23 protein-coding genes are annotated in these 25,971 nt (G+C 68.8%); 13 read left to right on the top strand and 10 right to left on the bottom strand.

Going from position 1 to position 25,971, the window contains the following annotated elements; translation table 11 throughout:
- Positions 1 to 60: 60 nt before the first annotated feature.
- The gene (locus AB0L53_RS44615; protein ID WP_364008320.1) at positions 61 to 828 is read left to right on the top strand and encodes a class I SAM-dependent methyltransferase; all 768 of its coding nucleotides are present in this window, start codon (positions 61 to 63) and stop codon (positions 826 to 828) included.
- Between the two features lie 10 nt (positions 829 to 838).
- On the opposite strand, the gene AB0L53_RS44610 is transcribed toward AB0L53_RS44615, so the two are convergent.
- Positions 839 to 1,939 carry a 5-methyltetrahydropteroyltriglutamate--homocysteine S-methyltransferase gene (locus AB0L53_RS44610; RefSeq protein WP_364008317.1) on the bottom strand — a complete coding sequence of 367 codons (1,101 nt, stop codon included), beginning with the start codon at positions 1,937 to 1,939 and terminating at the stop codon, positions 839 to 841.
- A 168-nt stretch (positions 1,940 to 2,107) separates the two neighbouring features.
- On the opposite strand from AB0L53_RS44610, the gene AB0L53_RS44605 reads away from it, so the two are divergent.
- From AB0L53_RS44605 to AB0L53_RS44560, 10 genes are all read left to right on the top strand, one after another.
- Entirely contained in the window at positions 2,108 to 3,295 is a 1,188-nt protein-coding gene (locus AB0L53_RS44605; protein WP_364008314.1) for an ABC transporter substrate-binding protein, read from the top strand.
- Positions 3,296 to 3,297: 2 nt separating this feature from the next.
- Positions 3,298 to 4,053 (top strand): ABC transporter ATP-binding protein, encoded by a 756-nt coding sequence (locus tag AB0L53_RS44600; protein ID WP_364008311.1) that lies wholly within the window; start codon positions 3,298 to 3,300, stop codon positions 4,051 to 4,053.
- Complete coding sequence (locus AB0L53_RS44595) at positions 4,050 to 4,709, top strand: ABC transporter ATP-binding protein (protein WP_364008308.1); 660 nt, start codon at positions 4,050 to 4,052, stop codon at positions 4,707 to 4,709. The genes AB0L53_RS44600 and AB0L53_RS44595 overlap by 4 nt, the downstream gene beginning before the upstream one ends.
- On the top strand, positions 4,706 to 5,566 hold the full coding sequence (locus AB0L53_RS44590) for a branched-chain amino acid ABC transporter permease (protein ID WP_364008305.1): 861 nt from the start codon (positions 4,706 to 4,708) through the stop codon (positions 5,564 to 5,566). Before AB0L53_RS44595 ends, AB0L53_RS44590 begins: the two co-directional genes overlap by 4 nt.
- Positions 5,563 to 6,531 carry a branched-chain amino acid ABC transporter permease gene (locus AB0L53_RS44585; RefSeq protein WP_364008302.1) on the top strand — a complete coding sequence of 323 codons (969 nt, stop codon included), beginning with the start codon at positions 5,563 to 5,565 and terminating at the stop codon, positions 6,529 to 6,531. Before AB0L53_RS44590 ends, AB0L53_RS44585 begins: the two co-directional genes overlap by 4 nt.
- A gap of 81 nt (positions 6,532 to 6,612) precedes the next feature.
- On the top strand, positions 6,613 to 7,572 hold the full coding sequence (locus AB0L53_RS44580) for a hypothetical protein (protein ID WP_364008299.1): 960 nt from the start codon (positions 6,613 to 6,615) through the stop codon (positions 7,570 to 7,572).
- Between the two features lie 145 nt (positions 7,573 to 7,717).
- Positions 7,718 to 8,383, top strand: a complete 666-nt coding sequence (locus AB0L53_RS44575) for a hypothetical protein (RefSeq protein ID WP_364008296.1) — start codon at positions 7,718 to 7,720, stop codon at positions 8,381 to 8,383.
- Between the two features lie 94 nt (positions 8,384 to 8,477).
- The gene (locus AB0L53_RS44570; RefSeq protein ID WP_364008293.1) at positions 8,478 to 9,833 is read left to right on the top strand and encodes a DUF4331 domain-containing protein; all 1,356 of its coding nucleotides are present in this window, start codon (positions 8,478 to 8,480) and stop codon (positions 9,831 to 9,833) included.
- Between the two features lie 32 nt (positions 9,834 to 9,865).
- Entirely contained in the window at positions 9,866 to 11,143 is a 1,278-nt protein-coding gene (locus tag AB0L53_RS44565) for a hypothetical protein (protein ID WP_364008290.1), read from the top strand.
- Complete coding sequence (locus AB0L53_RS44560; RefSeq protein ID WP_364008287.1) at positions 11,140 to 12,519, top strand: High-affinity nickel-transporter; 1,380 nt, start codon at positions 11,140 to 11,142, stop codon at positions 12,517 to 12,519. Before AB0L53_RS44565 ends, AB0L53_RS44560 begins: the two co-directional genes overlap by 4 nt.
- A gap of 11 nt (positions 12,520 to 12,530) precedes the next feature.
- On the opposite strand, the gene AB0L53_RS44555 is transcribed toward AB0L53_RS44560, so the two are convergent.
- The 3 genes from AB0L53_RS44555 to AB0L53_RS44545 form a co-directional block, all read right to left on the bottom strand.
- Positions 12,531 to 13,775 carry an MFS transporter gene (locus AB0L53_RS44555; protein WP_364008284.1) on the bottom strand — a complete coding sequence of 415 codons (1,245 nt, stop codon included), beginning with the start codon at positions 13,773 to 13,775 and terminating at the stop codon, positions 12,531 to 12,533.
- Positions 13,772 to 14,863, bottom strand: a complete 1,092-nt coding sequence (locus tag AB0L53_RS44550; RefSeq protein WP_364008281.1) for a PLP-dependent cysteine synthase family protein — start codon at positions 14,861 to 14,863, stop codon at positions 13,772 to 13,774. Before AB0L53_RS44550 ends, AB0L53_RS44555 begins: the two co-directional genes overlap by 4 nt.
- A gap of 97 nt (positions 14,864 to 14,960) precedes the next feature.
- The gene (locus AB0L53_RS44545; RefSeq protein WP_364008278.1) at positions 14,961 to 15,422 is read right to left on the bottom strand and encodes a hypothetical protein; all 462 of its coding nucleotides are present in this window, start codon (positions 15,420 to 15,422) and stop codon (positions 14,961 to 14,963) included.
- A 218-nt stretch (positions 15,423 to 15,640) separates the two neighbouring features.
- Here AB0L53_RS44545 and AB0L53_RS44540 point away from each other — a divergent pair, with 218 nt between their 5' ends.
- The gene (locus AB0L53_RS44540) at positions 15,641 to 17,017 is read left to right on the top strand and encodes an aminotransferase class V-fold PLP-dependent enzyme (RefSeq protein WP_364008275.1); all 1,377 of its coding nucleotides are present in this window, start codon (positions 15,641 to 15,643) and stop codon (positions 17,015 to 17,017) included.
- 55 nt (positions 17,018 to 17,072) lie between these two features.
- Here the strand turns inward: AB0L53_RS44540 and AB0L53_RS44535 are convergent, their stop codons facing one another.
- The 5 genes from AB0L53_RS44535 to AB0L53_RS44515 form a co-directional block, all read right to left on the bottom strand.
- Complete coding sequence (locus AB0L53_RS44535; protein WP_364008272.1) at positions 17,073 to 17,531, bottom strand: GNAT family N-acetyltransferase; 459 nt, start codon at positions 17,529 to 17,531, stop codon at positions 17,073 to 17,075.
- Between the two features lie 170 nt (positions 17,532 to 17,701).
- Entirely contained in the window at positions 17,702 to 18,319 is a 618-nt protein-coding gene (locus tag AB0L53_RS44530) for a superoxide dismutase (RefSeq protein WP_364008270.1), read from the bottom strand.
- A gap of 119 nt (positions 18,320 to 18,438) precedes the next feature.
- Positions 18,439 to 18,783, bottom strand: a complete 345-nt coding sequence (locus AB0L53_RS44525; protein WP_364008267.1) for a DUF6300 family protein — start codon at positions 18,781 to 18,783, stop codon at positions 18,439 to 18,441.
- Complete coding sequence (gene dnaE, locus AB0L53_RS44520; protein WP_364008264.1) at positions 18,780 to 22,334, bottom strand: DNA polymerase III subunit alpha; 3,555 nt, start codon at positions 22,332 to 22,334, stop codon at positions 18,780 to 18,782. The genes AB0L53_RS44525 and dnaE overlap by 4 nt, the downstream gene beginning before the upstream one ends.
- A gap of 138 nt (positions 22,335 to 22,472) precedes the next feature.
- On the bottom strand, positions 22,473 to 23,459 hold the full coding sequence (locus tag AB0L53_RS44515; protein WP_364008261.1) for a DUF1838 family protein: 987 nt from the start codon (positions 23,457 to 23,459) through the stop codon (positions 22,473 to 22,475).
- A 137-nt stretch (positions 23,460 to 23,596) separates the two neighbouring features.
- Here AB0L53_RS44515 and AB0L53_RS44510 point away from each other — a divergent pair, with 137 nt between their 5' ends.
- Complete coding sequence (locus tag AB0L53_RS44510) at positions 23,597 to 24,037, top strand: SRPBCC family protein (protein WP_364008259.1); 441 nt, start codon at positions 23,597 to 23,599, stop codon at positions 24,035 to 24,037.
- A gap of 11 nt (positions 24,038 to 24,048) precedes the next feature.
- Here AB0L53_RS44510 and AB0L53_RS44505 read toward each other — a convergent pair whose 3' ends face one another.
- The gene (locus AB0L53_RS44505; protein ID WP_364008257.1) at positions 24,049 to 25,893 is read right to left on the bottom strand and encodes a cellulose binding domain-containing protein; all 1,845 of its coding nucleotides are present in this window, start codon (positions 25,891 to 25,893) and stop codon (positions 24,049 to 24,051) included.
- Between the last annotated feature and the right edge of the window lie 78 nt (positions 25,894 to 25,971).

Raw genomic sequence — 25,971 nt, 5'->3', positions numbered from 1 at the left:
ACATCCTATGCTTTAGCTTGTGACTGTCTAAAGCTTAAACGAGGGTCACAAGGAGACGACGTGCTCACTCACGAGATCGCACTCGACTGGATCGCGCGCTGGGACCGGCAGCAGGAGGGCTACCTACCCGACCGCGAGGAGCGCTTCACCGCGTTGATCGACGCCGTCGAGGCGCTGGGCCGCCCGGACCCGCTGGTCATCGACCTGGGCTGCGGGCCGGGCTCGCTGTCCGCCCGCCTCCTGGAGCGGCTGCCCAAGGCCACGGTGATCCCGGTCGACGCCGACCCGCTGCTGCTCGGCCTCGGCCGGGCCGCGTACCCGCGCCTTGGCTTCGTCGACCTCGACCTGCGTACACCTGGCTGGACAGACTCGCTGTCCCTGGACCGCCCGGCCGACGTCGCGGTGAGCACCACCGCGCTGCACTGGCTCGCCGTGCCGGAGCTCCGGAAGTTGTACGCCGATCTGGTCTCCGTGCTGCGGCCGGGCGGGCTGCTCCTCAACGGCGACCACTTCGACTCCGACGACGCCAACACTCCGGCCATCGCCCGGCTCGAACGCGCCGTCCACGACCGCCACACCGACCGGGTGTTCGCCGACGATCGGCCCGAGGACTGGCGGCAGTGGTGGGATGCGATCGCCGCCGAGCCCGCCTTCGCCGAGCTCAACGACGCCCGTACCGCTCGCACGACCGCGGGCGCGAACCACAGCGGCACCGAGTCCGGTCTGCTGTCGCAGCACGTCGAGGCTCTGCGGGCGGCGGGCTTCGCCGAGGTCGGCACGCTCTGGCAGCGCGGCAACAACCGCCTCCTCTGCGCCGTCCGCGCCTGACCGGGGTTTCCTAGCCCCACACCTCCCGCGCGGTCTCGGCGATCAGGGCCAGCTTGGCGAACTGCTGGTCGGCGTCGAGCACGTTGCCCTCGACGGTGGAGGAGAAGCCGCACTGCGGGGACAGGCAGAGCTGGTCCAGGTCGATGAACTTGGCGGCCTCGTCAATGCGCCGCTTGAGCACGTCCTTGGACTCCAGCTCGCCGTGTTTGGTGGTGACCAGGCCGAGCACCACCATCTTGCCCGGCGGTACGTAGCGCAGGGGTTCGAAGCCGCCCGAGCGCTCGTCGTCGAACTCCAGGAAGAACCCGTCCACCGCCAGCTCGCCGAACAGCGCCTCGGCCACGAAGTCGTAGGCCCCGGAGGCCGCCCAGGAGGAGCGGAAGTTGCCGCGGCACATGTGCGTGGTGATCGCCATGCCCTCGGGCTTGGCCGCGAGCGCGATGTTGATCTGCTTGATGTAGCGCAGGTGCATGTGCTCGGCGTCGTCGCCGCGTTCGGCGAGCTCGGCCCGCTGCGCCGGGTCGTTCAGGTAGGCCAGGCTGGTGTCGTCGAACTGCAGGTAGGTGCAGCCCAGCTCGCCGATCTTGCGTACCTGCTCGGCGTAGGCGGCGCTGAGGTCGCTCCAGAACTCCTCGACGTCAGGATAGACGTCCGGGTCGATGGAGGCGGGACCGCCCCGGTAGTGGACCATGCTGGGCGAGGGGATGGTCAGCTTGGGCACCGCCGTGGTCACGGTGTCGCGCAGGAACGTGAAGTGGTCGGCGAAGATCGGCTCGGTCAGCCTGATCTTGTCGTGCACCCGCATCGCCGCCGGGGTGTACTCGAGGTCGCCCTGCTCGTTGTGGAAGCGGACCGTGATGTGCTCGCCGGTGGCCTGGCCGATGCCGCCGAGCTGGTAGATGAAGTCCATGTGCCAGGAGGCCCGGCGGAACTCTCCATCGGTCGCCGCCTGCAGGCCCAGCTCCTCCTGCCTGCGCACGACCTCGCGGATCGCCTCGTCCTCCACCTCGCGCAGCGCCTCGCCGGTAAGACTCTCACGGGCGCTGAGCAGGGCGGGTGGCCGGAGCAGGCTGCCGACATGGTCCGCGCGGAAAGGTGGGGAGGTGCGCATGTGGATCACCTTCTCTGAGCGTACGTAGTACGCCCAAAGTTAGGCCACCGCGCAACGACTGTCACTATTCTGCCCAACGTCCACCTGATCACAATGTTGGGCACTCTATTGACAGGCGTAAAGGCCCTGCCTACATTCAGGGCCACATTCGCGGTCCTGGAGGTCCTGATGCACAGGTTTCTCCCGTCCCTGGCCTGTCTCGTTCTCGCCACGGCCGCGTGCGGCAGCGGTGGCGGCGGCGGTTCCGGCGCTGCAGACCCGATCAAAGTGGGCCTCATCGTCTCGCTGACCGGCAACTACACCCCGCTCGGCAGCGAGGACAAGAAAGCCGTCGAGCTGGCCGTCGAGCAGATCAACAACGGCGGCGGCCTGCTGAACCGCAAGGTGGAGCTCGTCGCCCGCGACGACAAGACCGCGCCGGACCAGGGCATCGTGGCCTACAACCAGATCAAGGGCGAGATCGACGCACTGATCGGCCCGGTCTTCTCCAACTCGGCACTGGCGATCGAGCCCCTGGCGCAGCGCGACAAGATGCCCTACCTGTCGCTGGCACCCGCCCAGGAGCAGGTCGAGCCGATCAAGTCGTACGTCTTCGTCACCCCCGCGCTGTCCAGCATGTACGCCGAGCGCTACCTGCAGTACCTCCAGGCCACCGGCCTCAAGACGGTCGCGGTCGCCTACGACTCCAAGAGCGCCTACTCCGTGTCCGGGCACAAGGCCATGGTCTCGCTCGCCCCGAAGTACGGCGTCAAGATCGCCGTGGACGAACCGTACGAGACCACGACCTCCGACTTCAGCCCGCTCTTCACCCATGTACGCGGCTCCGCGGCCGAGGCGCTGGTCTTCTGGGGCTCCGGCGCGCCCGGCGTCACCGCCGCCAAGCAGTACGCCGCCGCGGGGCTGAAGGTGCCGCTGTTCCTGACCGCCTCCCAGGCCAGCAAGCTCTGGCTGGAGCCGATGGGCGCGGCGGCCGAGGGGATGACCGTGCAGAGCGCCATCGGCGTGGTGGGCGAGCAGTTACCCGACGGCAAGCAGAAGCAGGTCATCGAGCAGATGGCCAAGCCGTACCAGCAGAAGTACGGCTATCCGCCGCCGCAGTTCGCGCAGGACGGCTACAGCGCCAGCCTGCTGCTGTTCGAGGCGATCAAGAAGGCGGGCGGCACCGACAAGGCCAAGATCCAGCAGGCGCTGGAGACCATGGACCTGGTCACCCCGAACGGCCGCTTCCGTTACTCCCCCACCGACCATTCCGGGCTCTCCCCCGAGTACATCTCGGTCAACACCGTGAAGAACGGCCAGTTCATCACCACGCCGTGGGCCAAGGCGCAGCTCGCCAAGACCGTGGCCGCGGAGTAGCGGTGCTGGCGGTCACCGGGATATCACGCTCCTTCGGAGGCGTCTACGCCGTCGACGACGTCACGTTGAGCGTCGCGGACGGCGAGGTGTGCGGGATCATCGGGCCCAACGGCGCGGGCAAGTCCACGCTGTTCAACCTCATCACCGGCCACCTGCTCGCCGACCGCGGCGAGATCGCCTTCCTCGGGCTCCGGGTAGAACGGCTGGCGCCCCACAGCCGGGCCCGGCTGGGCATGTCCATCGTCTTCCAGGGTGCCCGGGTGTTCCGCGGCATGACGGTCAGGGAGAACGTCATGGTCGGGACGCACAGCCGTACCCGGGCCGGGTTCGTCTCGGCGGCGCTGCGGCTGCCACGGCATCGCGCCGACGAGCGGGAGATCGCCCGCGAGGCGGACCTCGCCCTCGACCGGGTGGGCCTGGCCGAGTGGGCGGACCGGCCCGCCGACCAGCTCCCGATCGGCCAGCAGCGCGCGCTGCAGCTGGCCCGCGCCCTGTGCGCGCGACCCCGGCTGCTGCTGCTCGACGAGCCCGCGTCCGGGCTGCGCGGCGGCGAGCGCGAACGGCTCGCCGCCCTGGTCGAGGAGCTGCGCGCGGGCGGGCTGACCATCCTGCTCATCGAGCACGACGTCGCCTTCGTGACCCGGCTCGCCGACCGCGTCGTGGTCCTCGACCTCGGCCGGGTCATCGCGGACGGCTCCCCCGCCGAGGTGCGCACGGACCCGCTCGTACTCGCCGCCTATCTCGGACAGGCTTCATGATCGACGTCCGCGACCTGGTCGTCTCGTACGGCGCGGCCACCGCGCTCGATCACGTCACGCTCTCGGTACGGCGCGGCGAGATGGTCGCGCTGCTCGGCCCGAACGGCGCAGGCAAGTCGACGCTGGCCAACACTCTCGCGGGCCTGCTCACTCCGGCCTCCGGGACCGTGCGGATCGATGGTCGGCTGGCGCTCATCCCCGAGGGCCGCCAAGTGTTTCCGGATTTGTCGGTCGCCGATAATCTCGCCCTCGGCGGCTGGCGCTCCCGGCAGCGCGACCCGTCGTTCGTCTACCAGCTGCTGCCTCAGCTGGCCGAGCTGTCCGGCAGGCGGGCGGGCGTGCTGTCGGGCGGCGAACAGCAGATGGTGGCCTTCGGCCAGGCCCTGATGGCGCGGCCCGACGTGCTCGTGGTCGACGAGCTGTCGCTGGGGCTCGCTCCCCTGCCCACCGCCAAGCTGGCGGAACACCTGGTCGAGCTCAACCGTACGCATGGGCTGACGGTGCTGCTCATCGAGCAGAACGCGCGGCTGGCCTTCGAGCTGTGCCAGCGGGCCTATGTCCTGGAAGGAGCCCGGGTGGTGGCCGAGGGCGAGTGCGCCGAGCTGGCCGACGACCCGCGCGTGGCCGGCGCGTACCTGGGCGGGGCGATCACATGAGCGCGTTCATCGGTTACCTGCTCAACGGCCTGGCCGTCGGGTGCGCGATCGCGCTCATCGCCAGCGGGCTGGTCACCATCTACCGGGTCACCGGGGTGGTCAACTTCGCCCAGGGCACCTTCGCCGTCGTCGCCGGGCTCTGCACCTCCTCACTGCTCGGGCTCGGGGTCCCCCACGGGGTCAGCGAGGTGGCCGCCGTCCTGGTCGCCGCGCTCGCGGGCCTGCTGACCGGCCTGGCCGCCACCGGCAAACGGGACACCACCCCGCTGTCGTCGCTCATCGTCACGCTCGGCGTGGGCGTCCTCGCGTACGCCGTCGAGATCGTCCTGTGGGGTGACCAGCCGCGCTCGGCCCCCGGCCTGGCCGGCTCGGTGACCATCGCCGGGGCCCACGTCCAGACCCAGCACCTGCTCGTCATCGCCGTCACCACGGCGACGTTCGTCCTGCTCGTCCTGTTCTTCGGCCGTACCTACCTGGGCAAGGCGCTGACCGCGTGCGCCTCCAACCCCTTCGCCGCCCGCGTCATCGGCATCGACACCCGGCTGATGGGCCTGCTGGCCTTCGCCCTGGGCGGGCTGCTCGGCGGCATCGCCGGAGTGCTGGTCACGCCGCTGCGGCCCATCTCGTTCGACACCGACGTCACGCTCATCGTCAACGGCTTCGCCGCCGCCGTGTTCGGCGCGCTCACCCGTCCCGGCGTCGCGCTCGGCGGCGCGCTGCTGCTCGGCGTCGCCGAGACGATGGCGGCGGGGTACGGCTACGGGTCTCACCAGCTGGAGGTCGCTCTGGGTCTCATGCTCGTCGTCATGGTCGTACAGGCGAGCCGCCGATCGACGATTCACCAGGAGACGGTGTGAAGCGGGCGGCCGCCGGGCTGCTGATCGCCGCCGTCACGCTCGTCCTGCCCGCCGTGCTCGACGACAGCTCGCTGGCCGTGTACATCCTGCTCGGCCTGGCGGCCATGGTCACGGTCGGGGTCTCCCTGCTCATGGGGTACGCCGGGCAGGTCTCCCTGGGCCAGGGCGCCTTCTACGCCATCGGCGCCTACACCGCCGCCCTGCTCTCGCTGAACGGCGTCCCTCCTCTGGCCGGGCTGATCGCCGCGCCCGTCGCGGCGGCGGCGTTCGCCCTCGTGATCGGTACGCCGCTGCTGCGGCTGCGCGGCCACCACCTGGCCTTCGCCACCCTGGCCATGCAGCTGATCCTGCTCTCCCTGGCCGGGCAGCTGGACTTCACCGGCGGCGACATCGGGCTGCAGGCCATCCCCCGGTTCGGCATCGGCTCGGTCGAAGCGGAGAGCGCGTCCGCGTACGCCTATCTGACGTGGGCGGGCCTGGCCCTGGTGATGCTCGTGACGCACAACGTGATCGCCTCCCGGCCCGGCCGGGCCCTGCGCGCCCTGGCCACCAGCGAGACCGCCGCCGCCTCAGCCGGGATCCCGGTCGGCCGCTACAAGCTCGTCGTGTTCGCGCTGTCGGCCGGCTTCGCCGGTCTGGCGGGTGGCATCTACTGCTTCTACACCGGGTACGTCGCACCGGGGTCGTTCCCGGTGCTCATCTCGATCCAGTACATCGTCATGGCCGTCGTGGGTGGCCTTGGCACGATCTGGGGAGCCGTCGTCGGGGCCACCGCGATCACGCTGCTCGTGCAGGGGCTGGACCGGGTCGCGAACCTGCCGGGGATGCCGACGTACGCGCCGAGCGTGCTGTCGTACGCGGTCTACGCGCTCGTCCTCATCCTCGTCGTCCTCTTCATGCCCCGGGGGCTGCTGCCCACGTTCGCCCGGCGTAGTTCGCCGAATCCGCGCGGCAATTCCCGGTGAACTTGCCGATTGGGAATAGCGGTGAACCTGGATCGGGGGTCACTACGTACTTCGTGGCAATCGACTTTCCGGAGACTTGCCATGAGGATCCGCTATTCGGCCATTGTCCTCGCGCTTTCCGGTGTCGCCGCGTGTAATGGCGGCGGCGAACCGGCAGCACCGGCGTTCACGGGCGGCGCGACCGCGAATCCGCTGCCGGCCGGCGCGTCGGTCTCCCCGGACGAGGCCAAGCGCATTTTCGACGGGTACGAGCGGGTGGCCAAGCAGGCGAGTTCGAAGGGCAAGGGCTGGGAGGCCGCGGAAGCCGGGCTCTCGCTGCAACTGACCAACGCCGACGCCCGGATGGACACGCTGCTCGGCGAGCGCAGGAGAGGCCGCGCCGGGGCCACCAAGACCCGGTTCGCGATCCCGGCGAGTGGCGACTGGTTCCTGGCCGAGTACAAAACCGGGTCGAACTGGACGCAACTCATCTTCCAGCAGACCACCGAAGGGTGGCGGGTGGTCTCCGCCTCCGCGGCACAGCCACCCGCCATCGCCAAGGACGACAACGGCTACGCCACCGCGCTGAACGTGGACGAGCGCGGCGGCCTCGCCGTCTCACCCCGGCAGGCGGCCACGACGCACGCGCGCCTGATGAGCACACTCGGCGCGGACGCGGACGCCAAGCAGCTGTTCGCGGCCGGGGATTACACCACCAAACTCGTGGCGAGCCTGCGGAGCGACCGGCAAAAGGCACAGGGCCAGTGGAATCTCAAATACCAGCCGCAACTCGCACCGGAGATCTTCGCCCTTAAGACATCGACCGGCGGTGCCGTGGTCTGGTACGGCATGCGCGAACTGGACATCTTCACCGCCCGTCCCGGCGCCGCGCAATTGGGGCTGTCACAGGCCGGTTGGAAGGCGCTGAGCCGCGACACGTTCTACAAATCCAAGGTCACCATGAAGAGCGGGGCCATTTACGTCGCCGTCATCCCTCCGTCGTCCGGAAAGGTGCGGGTGATCAGCCAGTGGTTCGCGCCGTTCAGCGTCAGCGGATCATGAGCCTTTGATGCTATTTGGTGGCTAATGCCCCCGAGGAAGGTTTCTCTTTACAAGCCCTTTACCGTGCGTAGTAGATCGCTTACTGTGTGTGCATCTGGCCTGGTAGAAGGCCAGACAGCCCTCCGCACGATGAAAGGTGCACAGCATGCGCGCTCTCCCTCTCGTCGCTCGAACCGCCGCACTCGTCGCCGCGATCTTCCTGGCAGCACCGGCCCTGTCCGCGGCCGCCAATCCCTTCCCCCCGCAACCCGCCGTCCCCGGCGGTCCGCCCGTGGACAAGCTCAGCGCCGTCTGCTTCAAGCTGCCGTACTTCGGCCCGAAGGGGCACGCCAACTTCGATTTCGGGCCGAAGGTCGTCCAACTGCTCAATGACCGGGGCGTCAAGGTGGAAGGAGTCGACCCGATCGAGGCCAAGCCCGGCAACAAGGGCGTCTACATGCCGATCGGCTGGCAGCAGGACCACATCGACCCCTGCAACGGCGTGTACTACCCGGGCGGCTTCACCCTCAACGACGTCAAGAGCGGCCACAAGGTGACGATCCACGACATCCGCCTGCGCGCTGACGGCACTCACGCCGAGGTGACGATCGACGGGGTCGAGCAGGGCGAGCAGCTCGTGGCGACGTACAAGCTGCACGAGTTCCTGCCGACCGTGGCCACGCCCCGCCCGCTGGAGGGCGGCGTCGGGCCGAAGTACTGGCCGTTCTACGTCAGCCCGTACCTCAGCACCACGGTCAAGGACATCACCGGCATCACCCTGAACGCGGGCGAGTACCTCGCCAACCTCGACGCGGTCGTCCAGTACGTGTGACGTAACAGTCCGGCACCCGCGGCGACGGAGAACCCCCCTTCGTCGCCGCGGACCGGCCGGAACCGCGTACGAGACCATCCGCGAAGCGAGGGACATGATGCTGAACCTCATCGGCAGACGGCCGTGGCTCATGGCCGCCGCCGCCTCCACCGCCGTACTGACCGGCGCCGTGCTGCTCGGCCCGGCCATGGACGCCGTCACGGCGACCAGCCATTGGGACGCCCCGGGGACGTTCAAGGACAAGGTCATAGACGCCAGCGACCTGTACGCCTTCACCAGCCCGGACAAGCCCGACACGGTGACCATCGTCGCGAATTACATCCCCTTCCAGATCCCGTACAAGCCCTACCAGTTCGACACCAACGTCCAATACGACCTGCACATCGACAACACCGGCAGCGGCAAGGCGGCCATCACCTACCGCTGGACCTTCCGCAACAAAGGGCTCCCGGTGCCCTCGTTGCTGCGGCGCGAACGCCAGAAGGCCGGACCCGAATCCCTGGTGGAGCAGAGCTTCACGCTGACCAAGCTGCGGCCGGGCCAGCCCGACCAGACCCTGATCAGGGATGGCTACGTCGGCCCGTCCGACATGGGCATCCTGATCACGCCCGGCTACCAGAGACTGCGCCAAAAGGCCGTGATCGACCTGCCCGGCGGCGGGAAGGTCTTCACCGGACAGGCCGCCGATCCCTTCTTCAGCGACAACAAGGCGGTGAACCTGCTCAGATTCGGCATACCGTTCCCGCCGCTCGCCACCGGCGTGCCGATGAACGTCGACTCGCTCGCCATCCAGGTCCCCAAGTCCGAGCTGGCCCTGGGCGGCGACTCCACGGCCAACCCGGTCGTCGGCGTCTGGACCACGGCCGCCCGCAAGTCCTTGAACGGCGAATACAAGCAGCTGTCACGGCTGGGCAACCCCAACTTCAACGAGGTGCTCATCCCGTTCGCCTCCCGTGACCGCTTCAACGGCATGCGTCCGCAGGACGACGCCGGCAGCGGCCTGGTGGTCGAGTCCACCCGGGACCCGGAGCAGGCCAGAACCGTCGAGCGGCAGGCCGGGGTCAAGGCGCCGGCCCCGCCGCGCGCGGACCTGGAGGAGATCTACCTCACCGGCCTGACCACCAAGCGGGGCGGCCCGCTGAAGGAGGACCTCAACTCGCAACTGCTCAACCGGGATGCCTCCGGCTTCACGCCTACGGAGCAGTTGCGGCTCAACATGAGCACCCCCGTCACCGCCAAACCGCACAAGTACGGCTACCTCAAAGGCGACAAGCAGGGCTATCCCAACGGCCGCCGCCTCACCGACGACGTGGTCACCGTCAATCTCCGGATGCTCCTGGGCGAACCGGCGGCACCGGGCGCGCCCAATCTGATCGACGAGAACAACCCGGTCTTCCTCACCGCACCCATCACCGGCAACTTCCCGTACGTCGCCCTGCCGGTGCACTAGACCGACAGCTCGTTCTGACTGACCGAGGACTGATGAGACGCGTACGGAAAGCGCTACCGCTGCTGGGCTGCGTGCTCCTGGGCTGCGCCCTCCTGGCCTGGTTCGCCCCCGGCGCCTGGCTGCGCCGGGACGAAACGCCGCCCACCCCTCCGCGGCGAACGGCGTACGAACCGGCCGCGTTCATCGATCAGGCCCAGGACCACCTGCGCCGCCATCCCGGCGACACGCGGACCTGGGCCGACCTCGGCGGTGCGTACCTGGAGCAGGCCCGCCGCACCGGCGACCCGGCCTTCTACGGCAAGGCGCAGGGGGCGTTCCAGCGCTCCCTGCCGCACATCGACGCCGTGATCGGGATGGGCGCCCTGGCCAACGCCCGCCACGACTTCGCCCTCGCGCTGCGCTGGGGCACGCGGGCGCGCACTGCCGCGCCGTACCGATGGCCGCTGTACGCCGTGCTCACCGACGCGTACGTGGAGCTCGGCCAGTACGTCAAGGCCGACCGGGTGCTCCGCCACCTGCTGGACGGCCGTCCGGACCTGGTCTCCTTCACCCGCGCCGCGCACCTGTTCCACCTGCGCGGGCAGAGCGCCCGTGCGCGCGAGGCCCTGGAACGGGCCCGCGACATCGCCTCCGACCCCGCCGACTACGCCTTCTGCGTGTGGCAGCTCGGGGAGCTCGCCTGGAGCGACGGCGACCCGCGCGCTGCCCTGTCCGCCTACACCGAGGCGCTGGCCGCCGACCCCTCCCACGCCCCCTCCCTGGCCAGCAAGGCCCGCGCCGAGGCCGCGCTCGGGCGCCTCGCCGACGCGCGACGTGACTACGCCGACGCCGTCACGCGTAGTCCCTCCTTCGTCGTGGAGTACGGCGAACTGCTCCAGCACCTCGGGGACCAGGCCGAGGCTCGGCGGATGTACGCGGTGTTTCGCGCGCAGGTCAAGCTGCAGGCGGCGAACGGCGTAACGGACTCCCTCGCCGTCGGCCGGTACGAAGCGGACCACGGCTCACCGGCCGTCGCCGTGCGGGAGCTGCGGGCGGAGTGGGGGCGGCGGCACAGCGTGGACGTGGCCGACGCGCTCGGCTGGGCCCTGCACCGGGCCGGGCGCCACGCCGAGGCCGCCCGGTATGCCGCTTACGCCGACCGGCTCGGCGGGCGGAACGCGCTGTTCGCCTACCACCGAGGGGAGATCTCCCGCGCCCTCGGCCGGACCGCTTCCGCTCACGCCGAGCTGACCAGGGCGCTGTCCATCAACCCGTACTTCTCACCGGACGGCCCGGCAAAGGCCCGCGTGGCGCTGGGCGGCGCGGCGTGATCGGCTTTGTCGCCGCTGCCGTGATCCTGGCCGCGCATCCGCTGGGGAATCTGAGCGTCAACCACTACGACGGCCTGAGCGTGTTCCTCGACCGGATCGAGGACACGGCGATCATCGACAGCGCCGAGATCCCCACCTTGCAGCAGCGCCAGGGCGCCTCTGGGCCGCCCGACGCCTACGCGGCGCGCGCCTGTGGGGAGCTGGCCGGCGCGGTGCGCGGACAGGCCGGGGAACGGCCACTGGCTTGGCGGGTCACCAGCGCGTCCTTCGCCTACCGCCCTGGGGCCGCCGGGCTGCCTACCAGCAGGCTCACCTGCCGCCTGGCCGCCCCGCTACACGTCGACCGGCCGCTCACTCTGACCTTCGCCAACCCGTACCGTGGCGAGGCCGTGGGCTGGAGGGAGATCACGGCGTCCGGCTCCGGTGTCCGGCTCAGCTCGTCCAGCGTGCCCACCCGCAGCGTGTCCGGTGAGCTGCACGCGTACCCGGTGGACCTGCTCAGTTCCCCGCTCGACGTCCGTCAGGCCCGCTTCACGGTGGAGCCGGGCAGTGGCGGCCTCGGGGCACCGGCCCGCGTGCCCGGTGCGGACGTGCTCACCCGCTACACCGGGCTGCTGGCCGACCGCCTCAACAGCCTGGTCGGGGCCGACCGGCTGACGGTCCCGCTCGGGCTGCTGGCCCTGCTCGTGTCGCTGGTCCTGGGTGCCGTCCATGCCGCGCTGCCCGGCCACGGCAAGACCGTCATGGCCGCGTACCTGGCCGGGCGTGACGGCCGCGTGCGTGACGCGTTCGCCGTGGCCGCGACGGTGACGCTGACGCACACGGCCGGGGTGATCGTGCTGGGCGTGCTGCTGTCGGTCTCCGCCTCGATCGCCGGGGAGACGGTGCTGGGCTGGCTCGGGGTGATCAGCGGGCTGCTCATCGCGGCGATCGGCACCGCCCTGCTCCACTCGGCCGTCGTACGACCCGCGAGCCAGCATGCGCACGGGCACGAGCACGCGCGCGGAACGCAGGCGCACGGGCACGGGCACGGGCACGGGCACGGGCACGGGCACGGGCATTTCGTTCCGTCGGGGCGGGGTGTGGTCGGGTTGGGGGTCGCGGGCGGGCTGGTGCCGAGTCCGTCGGCCCTGGTGGTGCTGCTGGGAGCGATGGCGCTCGGGCGGACGGCGTTCGGGATCGTCACGGTCGTCTGTTACGGGCTGGGCATGGCCCTGACCCTGCTCGCCGCGGCCCTCGCCGTACGCCGCCTGGCCGACCTCACCCTGACGAACCGGCTGAACAGACTGCGCCCGTTCACGGCGACGATCACCGCCGCACTCGTCCTGCTCGTCGGGATCGGCATCGCCGTCCGCGCCCTCGCTTCCCTGGTTTAAGATGCCGCTGGTCAGGTGGCGGTGGCCACCCGGCCGACGGGGGTGAGCCGGTCGCGCCGGTCCAGCCGTCTGACGGCGGCCGCGGAGGCGAGCCCGGCGACGGCCAGCAGCAGCCAGGGCAGAGCGGCCAGCCGCGTCGTACGAGCCGCGTCGAGCAGGGCGCCGGCGACCAGGTTGCCGGCCAGGATGCCCACACCCGAGGCCAGGTTGTAGATCCCGTAGTAGGTGCCGATCAGCCGATCTCCCGCCATGTCGGCGATGGTGGCCATCTCGAAGGGAAAGGCCATCAGCGTGCCGACGGTGAGCAGAAGAGTGCAGGCGAGCACGGGCAGCATCGCCCACACCGGCGCCAGCGGCAGGTGCGCCGCCGCGGCCGGTGGCAGGAAGGCGAGGCCCATGAGCGCCAGACCGCGGCTGATCGCCTGCCCGCGACTCCAGCGCGCCGCACACCAGGTGGTCAGGTGCACCTGCCCGGCGATGCCGAGCAGCGCGGAGAGGGCGTACAGCGCCATCACCCCTGCCTGGCCGCCGCCGAAGCGCTGCACCTGCAGCGGCAGGGCCAGGTACATCTGGTACGACAGCGCGTACGAGGCGATCATCGCCGTAGCGAAGGAGACGAACGCCCGGTTCCCGAACGCCGCGCGCCACTCGCGCAGCACCGGCTGGTGCTCTGCCCCCGGCGGGCGCCGGGCCGGAAGGCACGCGCCTTGCAGGACGGTCAGCACCGCGAAGATCGCCGCCGCGGACAGGCATACGGCCGGAAAGCCGACGCTCATCAGGGCGATGCCGGCCAGCGGGCCGAGCAGGATGCCCGCCTGGTAGAACACGTTGAACACGGCGAATGCCGCCACCTTGCGCTCGCCGGCCTCGACGGCCAGGTAGGCGCGGGCCGCCGGGTTGAACAGCGCCCCGGCGAAGCCGGTGACGGCGGCCGCCGCGAGGAGCCAGGGCAGCGAGGTGGTCAGCCCGAACAGCGCGAACCCGACTGTACGCAGCGCGCACCCGGCCATGATCATCGGCTTGTAGCCGAGCCGGTCGGCCAGGGTGCCGCCGATCAGGAACATGCCCTGCTGGCTGAAGTTCCGCAGACCCAGGACCAGCCCGATGGTCCAGGCCGCCAGCCCCGCGGCGGCCGACAGGTGCTGGGCGAGATAGGGCATGAGCATGTAGAAGCCGAGGTTGATGCCCAGCTGGTTGATCTGCAGCAGCTGGATCGGCCGGTCGAAGGAGCGGAACTGCCGCAGCGTGCCGCTCATCGCGTTCCTGCCAGCGGGTCCATCACCTGGGCGCAACGCGCCCATCGGTGCACCTCCCGCTCGCTCGGCGCCGGCAGAAGGTCCGGCTCCTCTGCCGGAGTCGTGTCGAGCAGGCCGTGCCGCTGGCAGTACTCGTCGTCGAAGATGGTGTTCCAGTATCGCCAGGGCCCGTCGGGGAAGATCGCGACGATGGTCTGGCCGGGGGTGGTACGCGCCAGCCAGCGGGCCACCAGGGTGACCGCGCCGGTGCTCCAGCCGCCCGAGATGTAGTGCCGGGCGGCCAGGGCGCGGCACGCCCAGACCGCTTCGGCGGCGCTGACCCAGTGCACCTCGCTGAAGGCGTCGTAGGCGACGTTGCGCGGGTGGATGCTGGAGCCCAGGCCGCGCATCAGCCGGGGCCGGGCGGGCTGGCCGAAGATGGTTGAGCCGACCGTGTCGACGCCGATCAGTCTCATGTGCGGGAAGTGACGGCGCAGCACCTTGGAAATGCCCGCGCTGTGCCCGCCGGTGCCGACCGAGCACACCAGCACGTCGATGTGCGGCAGCTGGGCCAGCAGTTCGTGGGCGAGCCCGGCGTAGGCGTCGACGTTGTCGGGGTTGTTGTACTGGTCGGGACAGTAGGAGCCGGGGATGTCGGCGAGCAGGCGATGTACCCGCTCCCGGCGGGCCTGCTGCCAGCCGCCGACCGGGTGCGGTTCGGTGACGATCTCCAGGCGGACGCCGTAGGAGGTCAGGAGCCGGCACATCAACGGCTCCATGCCGACGTCGCCCACCAACACGACCGGGTGGCCGAACACGATGCCGGCCAGGGCCAGGCCGAGCCCCAGGGTGCCGCTGGTCGATTCGATGATCGTCGCACCCGGTGCGAGCTCTCCTCGGGCTCTGGCCTGGCGCACCATGTGCAGGGCGGGCCGGTCCTTGATGCCGCCCGGGTTGAAGCCTTCGAGCTTGCCCCAGAATCCCCCTCCCCCCGGTACGAACGGCTCGGAAATGAACGCCAGCGGCGTATTGCCGACGGTGAGCGACAGAGTGGAATGGGCGGCCGGCGAAAACTCTTGCGGGCGCGCGAACATTGCTGGTGATGACATGGATAAAATCCCCGAAGAATACGCGAAGTTCACGGCACGGCGATATGGCCGCGAACTTGGGCGGGCAATGGACGACGAAATCAGACGCAGTCCTGGCCTATACGCGCATCACGCTTTCCTGATCGGGCCTGACCCCCCGGCCGATATCGGCCGACGACGAAGGGGCCTGGGCGGTCTGCTGTGCCGCCGGGCGGGGCAGCTCCACTGCCGACCCGGCCGGCACGGGCGGCGCGCCGGTGGGGTTGGTGGCCGAGCGGTCCTGCTCGGTTCCGTGTACATGGCCCACGGGCAGGTCACGATGCAGGCAGCGGACGCCGTGCGTGACCGGAGAGACCCCTCCGGCCGCCGAATGAGTGCCGTGAGCGAGCGCAGAGACCCCTCCGCCGGCCAGTTGAGCGCTGTGAGCGACGGGTTCCGACAGTTCCACGGCCGCGCACGCGCCGCCATGGGCGAACACCACACTGAGGACCAAGGCGATCGCGAACACCGCATGCGTCAGCAGCCGGCCGGCGTCGCGGGCGGCCGGTCGGCGCGAACGGAGCGTTCGTGTCGCAAGCATCACCGGTGATAGTGCCCGAAAGGCAGCCGGACGCGCCCCGCAATAGCAATGCTTCCGGTAAAGCTCGTGCCGTCATCCGGTTTCGCGGGCGCGTCGATGGCCCGCTCATCGACATGGGGGAAAGAGCGTCCTACCGTACGGCCATTTATCCCGTACCGCGATTTACGGTGGACATTCGCGCCTCGCGTGAATCGCGCTGTTATCAGGTGGAGTCCCTCATGACCCTGTCCCGACGCCGGATCCTCGCCGGGCTCGGCGCGCTGGCCGCCGGCGCCGCGCCCCGCCCAACCGTGACGCCCTCAGTCCCGGCCGTGGCCCGCCCAGCCGCAGCCGTGACACCTTCAGCCCCGGCCGTGGCCCGCCCGGCCCCGGCGAAGGCGCTGACCGTGCCCGGCGGCGGTCTGACCCCTGAGCAGCTGGCCCAGGACGAGGGTTTCTGGGCCGCCGTCGCCCGCCAGTTCCAGGTGAGCGCCGACTTCGTCAACCTGGAGAACGGCTACTACGGCATCATGCCCGAGCCGGTCCGGCTGGCGTACCAATGCAACATCGACCAGCTCAACGAGCGCAGCTCGCACCTGCTGCGCACCGCGTACAAGCCGCGAGCCGACCAGATCCGCGACCGCATCGCCACGCTGCTCGGCGTCACCAGGGACGAGATCGCACTGACCCGAGGCGGCACCGAGGCGCTGCAGAGCCTGATCTCCGGCTACCGCCGCCTGCGCCCGGGCGACGGCATCATGTACGCCGACCTGGACTACCACAGCGCCCAGTACGCGATGAACTGGCTCCAAGCCCGGCGCGGCGTCCACCTGGCGCGAATCGTCATCCCCGAGCCTGCCACCCGTGAGGCGGTGCTGGAGGTCTACGAACGCGCGCTACGTGAGCACCCGAAGGTGAGACTGCTGCTGCTCAGCCACATGAACAACCGCACCGGCCTGGTCACTCCGGTGCGCCAGATCGTCGCCATGGCCCGCCGGCATGGCGTCGACGTCATCGTCGACGCCGCCCACTCCTGGGGGCAACTCGACTTCACCCTGCCCGACTTCGACGCCGACTTCGCCGCCTTCTCCCTGCACAAGTGGATGAACGTACCGCTGGGGGCCGGATTCCTCTACATCCGTGCCCAGCGCCTGGCCGACATCGACCCCCTCTACGCCGACGAGACCTATCCGGCCACCGACATCCGCTCCCGCGTGCACTCCGGCACCATGAACGTCGCCCCCTTCCTCACCGCCGACACCGCCCTGGACTTCCACGACGCCCTCGGGGCCGAGGCCAAGCAGGCCCGGCTGCGCTTCCTGCGCGATCGCTGGGTCCACCAGCTGCGCGACCTCCCGACCGTGCAGATCCTCACGCCGGACGAGCCCGACATGTACGGCGCCATCACCGCCATGCGACTGCGCCGCCGTACCTCTGAGGCCGACAACCAGGCCATCGCCGACGAGCTCATGACCCGGCACCGGATCTTCACCGTCGCCCGCACCGGGATCACCGGCGGCGCCGCCGTACGCGTCACCCCGGCCCTGTTCACCTCCACCGACGATGTGGACCGGCTCGCCGCCGCACTGCGCGACATCGCCCGCAGAGAGCCGTGATCGGCAAGGACGCCGACAAGCGTCCGCCGCCGCCCTTCGGAGACCGCCTACGGGATCAGCGGAAGCTCAGCTCGTACTCGACCTGCTCGATCGGATTGCCGTCACCGAAATCATGCTTGCGGGCCGCACCTGACTCGGTGAAGCCGCTCTTGGCGTAGAAGCGGCGTGACTGGGGTGTGTCGCGCAGCGTCCACAGATGTACCCCGCTGAAGCCGTCCTCGCGCAGCCTGGTCAAGGAGGCGGCGATCAGGGCGCCCGCGCTGCCGGTGCCCCACCCGTCCGGGTGGCTGTAGAAGCCGAAGATCTCCGCATCGCCTGGCCTCGTCGGCGAGGGACCGAAGTAGGAGAAGGTCAGTGGTCGTCCGGCCAGCGCGGCGAGCAGGATGGTGCTTTGCCCGTCCGCGAGCGTGGCGTGCCACTTCTCGCGCCGGCTCCGTACGGCTTCGGCGAAGTACTCCGGGTCGAAGAAGCCTTCGTAGGCCACCTTCCAGGACTCCGCGTGGATCTCCCCCACCACGTCTCCATCATCCGTGGTGGCCTGAAATGTCGATATACCTTCTGCCATGAGGTGATTCTTTCATTCTGGGCCTGCCGTCACCGCCCGAGACCACGGCGATCCCGAGCGCAGGCGGCGCCCGCCCGGCTCGCTGGACCAAGCTGGCGGGCAGGCGCCGCGGTCATAGGTCAGGCACCGCGGACGGCTTCGAAGCGAGCGATTGCGAAACGGGAGATGACGTCGGTCCAGTTGATCAGGTCCCAGAGCTTCTCGACGTAGTCCGGGCGCACGTTGCGGTACTGCAGGTAGTACGCGTGCTCCCAGGCGTCGAAGACCAGCAGCGGAGTGGTGTTCATGCCGACGTTACCGTGGTGGTCGTAGACCTGCTCGACCACCAGCCGACGCCCCAGCGGCTCCCAGGCCAGCACGCCCCAGCCCGAGCCCTGCACGGTCGCGGTGGCCGTGGTGAGCTGCTTGGCGAAGGCGTCGAAGGAGCCGAAGTGCTCGTCGATGGCCGCGCCCAACTCGCCGTCGGGGCGGTCGCCGCCGTCCGGGGACAGGTTCTGCCAGAAGATCGTGTGCAGCACGTGGCCGGACAGATTGAAGGCGAAGGTCTTCTCCAAGCCGACCAGACCGCCGAACTCACCCTTGTCTCGGGCCTCTGCCAGCTTCTCCAGGGTGTCGTTGGCGCCCTTGACGTAGGCGGCGTGGTGCTTGGCGTGGTGCAACTCCAGGATCTCCCCGGTGATCGCGGGCTCCAGTGCCGCGTAGTCGTAGGGCATGTCCGGAAGGGTGTAGTCCCCCATGTCTGGCTCCTCTACGGTCGCTAATGCACATAACTCGCAACAACGATATATGTGCAAGTAAGCGAGAGAAGAGTCGCCCCACCCATGGCACGACAGCGACGGGCGGCGAGCCCGCGCGGCTACAGGTCGCCGCGCCGCCACCGCCCTATCTCGGCCTCCAGCGCCTGCTCGTCCAAGCGGGACACCGACACGTTCTGAGCCCACGCCGCCAGCAGCCGCGCGAGCTCCGCGTCCCCATGATCAGCCTTGCCGTGGACGTGGAACCACGTGATCAGCGGCGCCGCGTGCGGCGTGTCCTCATCGCAGGCAGGGCAGAGCACGACCCCGGTACGGCCGTGCACCCACCCTCCGCCGGCGTTGGCCCAGCCGTACGGTACCCGCGCCGACAGCAGCGCTTCGCCTTGGCAGCGCGGGCACGTGGGCGGCTCCGCGGTCGAGACGACCTCGATCCGCCGTTGGGTCACAGCATGATGGCTTCCGGCCCGAACAGCTGCTTCACGTCCGCAGCGAAGCTGGGCTCGGCGTTGACCGAGAACTCCGGCAGAGCGCACACCAGGGTCTTCCCACTCAGCCGCTGCACGTTGATCCGCAGTGGCACGCTGCCCTGGTGCAGCTTCAGCACGTTACGGAGCTCTTCCACGGTTTGCTGCGTGAGACGTTCCTCGCGAACCTGGATGGTGACGGGATGCCCGGAATCGCTGGTGATGCCGGACACGTCGAGCGGGGTGAGATCTTGCGCGAAGACGCTGATGGCGCCGTCCCGGTTGTTGATCTGGCCGCCGACCGACACCACGACGTCGCCGCGTAGCTCCGGGGCGTACAGCTCGTAGCTCTTGGGGAAGAACAGGCACTCGATGGCCGCGTCCATGTCCTCGACCGTGACGATCGCCCACACGTTGCCGGCCTTGTTGACCCGCTTGTCGACCTTGGTGATGAGGCCGCACACGCGTACGTCGCCGCGGTCGTCACGGCCGCTTTCGAGGAGTTCGGCGATGGTGGTGTCGCGGTTGCGGGCCAGCAGCCGCTCCGTGCCCGCCAGCGGATGGTCCGACACGTACAGGCCGAGCATCTCCCGCTCGAAGTCCAGCAGCGTCTTCTTGTCCCACTCCATGTCGGGGATCTGGACGGAGAACGCCGCCTCGCCCTCGTCGTCGCTCGGGCCGCCGAACAGGGAGTCCTGGCCGTGGGCCTCGTTCTTCTTGATGTCGATGACCGAATCGACCGCCTGCTCGTGCACCATGAGCAGGGCCTTGCGCTGGTGGTCGAGCGAGTCGAACGCGCCCGCCTTGATCAGCGATTCGATGACTCGCTTGTTGCAGGCCGTCAACGGCACCTTGCTGAGGAAGTCGTTGAAGTGCTCGTAGCGGCCCTTCTCGGCGCGGGCCTTGACGATGCCCTCCACCACGTTCTCCCCGACGTTACGGACGGCGCCCATGCCGAACCGCACCTGGGTGTCACCGACGGCGACGAAGTCGAGCTGACTGTCGTTCACGTCCGGCGGCAGGACCTGGATGCCCATCTTGCGGCATTCGGCGAGGTAGACACCGGCCTTGTCCTTGTCGTCACCCACGGAGGTGAGCAGGGCGGCCATGTACTCGGCGGGGTAGTTGGCCTTCAGGTAGGCGGTCCAGTAAGCGACCAGACCGTATCCGGCGGTGTGGGACTTGTTGAAGGCGTATCCGGAGAACGGCAGCATGACGTCCCACAGCGCCTGGATCGCCTCGTCGCTGTACTTGTTGGCGCGCATGCCCGCCTGGAAGTTGGCGTACTCGGCGTCCAGGATCTCCTTCTTCTTCTTACCCATGGCGCGGCGCAGCAGGTCGGCGCCGCCCAGCGTGTAGCCGGCCAGCTCCCGGGCCACGGCCATGATCTGCTCCTGGTAGACGAGCAGGTGGAAGGTGGGGCCGAGGATGGGTTCGAGCGCTTCCTTGAGCTCGGGGTGGATCGGCTCGATGTCCTGGCGGGCGTTCTTGCGGTGCGCGTAGTTGGTGTGCGCGTTGGCGGCCATCGGGCCCGGCCGGTAGAGGGCGAGCACTGCGGCGATGTCCTCGAACCGGGTGGGCTCCATCAGCCGCAGCAGCTGCCGCATCGGGCCGCCGTCGAGCTGGAAGACGCCCAGGGTGTCGCCGCGGGCCAGCAGCTGGTACGTGGTCTTGTCATCGAGGGGAAGCGTCAGCGTGTCGAGCTCCACGCCCCGGTTCTGCTTGATGATCTTGATGGCGTGGTCGATGATGCCCAGGTTGCGCAGGCCCAAGAAGTCCATCTTGATCAGGCCCATGTCTTCACAGCTCGGGTAGTCGAACCCGGTGATGATCACCTTGTCCTTGTCCCGCATGTGCATGGGGATCAGGTCCAGCAGGGGCGCCGAGGACAGGATGACCGCCGCCGCGTGCACACCCGTACCGCGGATCAGGCCCTCGATGCCGCGGCCGGTGTCGATGACCTTGCGCACGTCCTGGTCGTTGTCGTACAGGGCGCGGATCTCGGCGCCTTCGATGTAACGGGGGTGACTCTCGTTGAACATGTCCGCCAGCGGGACGCCCTTGCCCATGACGTCCGGCGGCATCGCCTTGGTGATCTTGTCGCCCATCACGAACGGGTAGCCGAGGATGCGGGAGGCGTCCTTGACGGCGGCCTTCGCCTTGATCGTGCCGAACGTGTTGACCTGCGCGGTGGCCTCGCTGCCGTACTTCTGGGTCACGTACTGGACCATGCGGTCGCGCTGGCGGTCGTCGAAGTCGAGGTCGATGTCGGGCGGGCTGATGCGCTCGGGGTTCAGGAACCGCTCGAACAGCAAGCCATGCTCCAACGGGTCGAGCTCGGTGATGCGCGTCGCGTAGGCGACGATCGAGCCGGTGGCGCTACCACGGCCGGGGCCCACCGCGATGCCGTTGTCGCGGGCGTGCTTGCAGATGTCGGCGACGACCAGGAAGTAGGAGGAGAAGCCGAGCGGGCCGATGACCTTCATCTCGGTCTCGTACCGCTCCACGACCTCGGCGGGGACCGGGGTGCCGTAACGCATCTCCAGGCCGCGTTCGACCTCCTTGCGCAGCCAGGACTCCTGCGTCTCGCCCTCGGGGACGTCCGGGTATTGGGGCATCCGGTCCACGTAGGCGAACACGTCGCTGTAGTCGCCGACCATCTCGGCCACGAGCAGCGTGTTGTCACACGCTTCGGGCAGATCGGCGAACAGCCGGCGCATCTCGTCAGCGCTCTTGAGGTAGTAGCCCGACCCGTTGAAGCGGAACCGGTTGGGATCGTCCTTGTTCTTGCCCACGCCGACGCACAGGAGGCTGTCGTGCGCGTCGGCCTGGTCCTCGGTCACATAGTGGCTGTCGTTGGTGACCAGCAGCGGGATGTCGAGCTGCTTGGCCAGCCGAAGCAGGTCGGCCCGGACCTCCCGCTCGATGTCGATGCCGTGGTCCATCAGCTCCAGGAAGTAGTTCTCCTTGCCGAAGATCTCCTGGTATTCGCCGGCGACCCTGACCGCCTCGTCGTACTGGCCGAGCCGGATCCGGGTCTGCACCGCACCGGAGGGGCAGCCGGTGGTGGCGATGATGCCGTTGGCGTATTGGGAGATCAGGTCCTGGTCCATCCGGGGCTTGGAGTAGTAGCCCTCGAACGAGGCCAAGGACGACAACTTGAACAGATTGCGCAGTCCGTTCGCGTCCTTGGCCCACATGGTCATGTGGGTGAACCGGCCACCGCCGGAGACGTCCTTGCCGCCTTCGCCGTCCGCCACACCGGTCTCGGCTCGCGACCCCCAGAAGACCGGCTTCTTCACGAACCGGTTCTCCGGCGCCACGTAGGCCTCGATGCCGATGATGGGCTTGACGGGGCTGTCCTTGGCCACCTTCTGGAACTCGTACGCGCCGAACATGTTGCCGTGATCGGACATCGCGATCGCCGGCATCTCGAGGCGGGCGGCCTCCTTGAACAGCGGCTTCATCTTCGCCGCCCCGTCAAGCATGCTGTATTCAGTGTGGACGTGCAGATGTACGAAGGACTTGCTCACCCGTTCCCCTAACCTTGCGCCCCGGCCCGACTGCACGCATGAGCCTATTCCGTCCCGTGAGGCTGTTGGGGCATTGAACCCAAGGCGCAGACACCCTGTGCCGGGCTGTTGCCAGAGTGCAATGCGGCTCCCGGAAGGTCAGCCCTTTCCGTTGGCGGCGCACCAGCCGGACCACGTGGTGGCGCCCTTGCCCAGCTGCTTGTTGTAGAAGGAGCCCCAGGAGTTCTCGCTCGGGCCGGGCGCGATGGGAGCGGCCTTGTAGAGCGGGTAGGCGGCGTCGATCTCCGCCCGTAGCCACGGCTCGACGTCCAGGTAGGAATCCAGCGACCAGCTGCGGGCGTGGTAGGTGAGCTGGCCGCGAACACCGGTCTCCGGCAGGCACATGAACGGCGCCCACGGGCTCGTCCTGGCCCAGCTGATCTTGGTGTCCATCGCGCCCTTGGGGATGCTGCCCGCGACCGTACGGGCCGCGACCTCGCGATCGTCGACGTAGAAGTCGAACATCTCCTGGGCCGCGTAGACGCCGTTCACCAGGCCGAACTGCTCGCCCAACGTGGCCCCGAAGTCGGTACGCACCGGAATGTCGCTGGTCCACTCGGTCTCGTCGTGCATCTGCCGCAGGGGCGGGCCGACGTAGGAGGAGGTGACGTTGAACGGGCCGAAGTTCACCGTGTCGTTGTTGATCGGGACGACGGGGTAGGTGCGCTGGTCGATCGGGTTCTTCCACTCCCGCAGGATCTTCGTGGGGTCGGTGGGGTCGGTGTAGAAGACGATCTCGCGGGAGAGCTGGTAGAGCTGCGTGGTGCCGGGCACCCGGTACAGCCGCCGGATGTTGTAGCCCTCGATGTTGAACAGTTTCTGGCCATGGCGCAGCTGCGGGTCGTAGGCGTTGCCCTCGATGTTGGCGTAGACGGCCCCTGAGATCCGGAAGACCATGTCCTTTCCGTCCGGCCGCCCGTTGGTCTGCAGGGACAGCAGTCCGCTCTTGTCAGTGACCGTCTTGTAGATCGGCCCCGGATATGTCGGATCCTCTGTCTGCTGTTCCGCCGCTGCTCCAGGGATGGCGACGCACACGAACAGCGCGGCGAGGGCCGCGGACAGGGTTAAGCCATGACGCTTGGACAAGGGTGCTCCTGGGATGCCGAGGGTGACAGTGATCACGCTGATCATCTCAGGGCGCTGTTCGTGATCATTTCGCGCTTCCCGGCGGTAAGAAATCTGACCACAATTCTTCGACAGAACTCGCAGGTACGGGAGGCCAGGTGTCGAGCAGCGTGCTGACCCACGAATTCCACGTGGACGCCACACCGGAGAAGGTGTTCGAGCACCTGACGACGCCGGAGAGCTACATCGGTCTGTCCCCCCTCGTGGTGGCCGTCAGCGATGTGGACCGCTCGGAGCCCGACGTGATCCGGTACAGGGCCGTCGAGCGCTTCCGATTTTTACGGATCTTCACGTACGACAACGCGATCGACGTGGCCCTGCACACCGACGGCCTGTCCGTCCACGGCGAGGTGCGGAGCCCGGGACGCATACGCATGGCCTACCGCTTCGACCTTGAGCCGGATGGCACCGGTACCCGGATGAGCGATCGGCTCGACCTGACGGCGCCATGGCTCCTGGCCGGGTTCGCGGCCGGCCAGGCGCGCAATGTCCAGCTCGCCCGCGCTCGGATCCTGGCAGCGCGGCTGTCTCGTAGGTAGGCCCTCAGCTGTCAGGCGCAGGTGTATCCGGACGGAAGTGCGGTGTTGCCGTTCGGGCGGGTCGCCTGGAAGCCGACGCTGGTGATGCCGGCTCCGGGGGCGAGGGTGCCGTTGTGGGCGACGTTTCTGATGGTCACGGTCTGTCCGCTGACGGTGAGGGTGCCGTTCCACGAGCCGGTCACCGTGTGCCCGGCCGGCAGCGTAAAGGTGACCGTCCATCCGGTGATCGTCGCGGTGCCGGTGTTGGTGATGGTCAGCGGCTGGACGACGTACCCGGTGGCCCACTGGGTCTGTACGGTCGGAACGGCCGTACACGCTCCGGTGGACGTGCCGGGCTGGGTGGTGACTGTCGCGGTGTTCGAGACCGGTGAGACGTTGCCCGCGGCGTCCCGTGCCCTGACCTGGTAGCGGTAGGTGGTGCTCGGCGTCAGGCCCGTGTCACTGTACGAGGTCGTGGTCGAGGTGCCGACCTGGACGAACGTAGCGCCGCTCGCGCGCAGGACATCGTAGCCGGCAACGCCGTTGTCGTCCGTGGCGGCCGTCCAGGTCAGGCTCGCGCCCGTGGAGGTGGATCCCGAGGCCGCCAGGCCGGCCGGGGCCGTGGGCGGCGTGGTGTCGCCGGAATCGCCGAGGTTCGGCGTCTGCCAGTCCCGCCAATCGGACAGATTGCCGAGCGCCTTGGCCGAGATCCTGATCGCGCCGGGAGCGTTGCCCGTCTTCAGCAGGAACTTCTGGATGTTCTGCTGCAACGGGGACCGCCATTCAGGTCTGTTGGCGCAGTGGTTGCCGTCCTGAATGTCGGACCAGTAGGTGATGTTGCTTCCCGCGCCGAGCGCCTTGTAGACCTCCGCCCCACCCAAGGCCGCCACGCTCGCGGATCGGGGACCCAGATTGACGATGTGCGGGTTGTCCATGATGAACAGTCCGCGCGGCGCGACCATGGCCACCATTTCATGCGTGTCCACCGGCAGCCGGTCCGGACCGCTGGTGAAGGAGCCGAACGCGTCGCCCAGCCACGGCTGCTCTCCATAGGCACTGCTCAGACTCTGGGCGCCTTCCCCGGGAATCCCGCGGAAGATGGGAACACCGGCGCTGCCCGACTCGATCGGCATGGTCAGAGCGATGCGCTGATCGAAGGCGCCGATCACGAAGGCGCCCTTTCCGAACCGCGAGCAGCCCGTGACGCCGGTCGCGTCCGCTTTGAGAACGCTGCCATCCGACTGCTCGATGACGTCGATGATTCGGCTCACTCCCCAGGCCCAGGCGAGTAACAACCCCGTGCTGCTGGAGGAGCCGTAGATGCTGTAGAAGGCGCCCTGTTTGTTGTTTCGTGGCGTGCCCTCTCGCCCGACCGCGTAGGGGTCGTAGTTGATGACGGCGGCGCCGGCCGCGGTAATGGCGGCCGTGTCCGCGCCGAATCCGCCCAGGACGACGACGGCCGGGAAGGGCCCGGAACCACTCGGCAATGAGACGCTCGCCGAGAAACCAGCGCTCTTACCGTTGTGGTTCACGTTCACCGTGATGCTGGTTCTGGAGACCGTACCCGTGACGCTTGCCGGTTTTCCGGGCTTCTCGCCGTAGACGAATTTCTCCGCCAGCTTTTTGATCTCTTCCCGTCGGCACCGCCAGTCGGACTTGGCGGAGATGCGCGTACCGTCCAGCTTCTTGAAAGGGTCGGGGAGCCGGGAGTTGCTCGGCAAGGATCCCGCGTCGGGCAGGCCGGTCACCACGCAGTCGGCGCCCTCGTCCTCGACTCCGGTTGCCGCCGTTGCCCTGGTGGGGCCTACGATTAGCGCTCCAGTGAGCGAGAGTGTCACGGCTACCGCCAGCGCGACGGCCCTCGTACGGAGGGTCATTAGGCTCTCCCTTCCAGGTGGGGCGTTGGCGATCAGTCTGAGAACCCGCCTGAAACATGTCAACGCACGTCCGAAACA

It is taken from the genome of Nonomuraea sp. NPDC052129, from assembly GCF_040680095.1.
Lineage (GTDB): Bacteria > Actinomycetota > Actinomycetes > Streptosporangiales > Streptosporangiaceae > Nonomuraea.
This window is presented reverse-complemented; position numbering and strand designations above follow the sequence as displayed.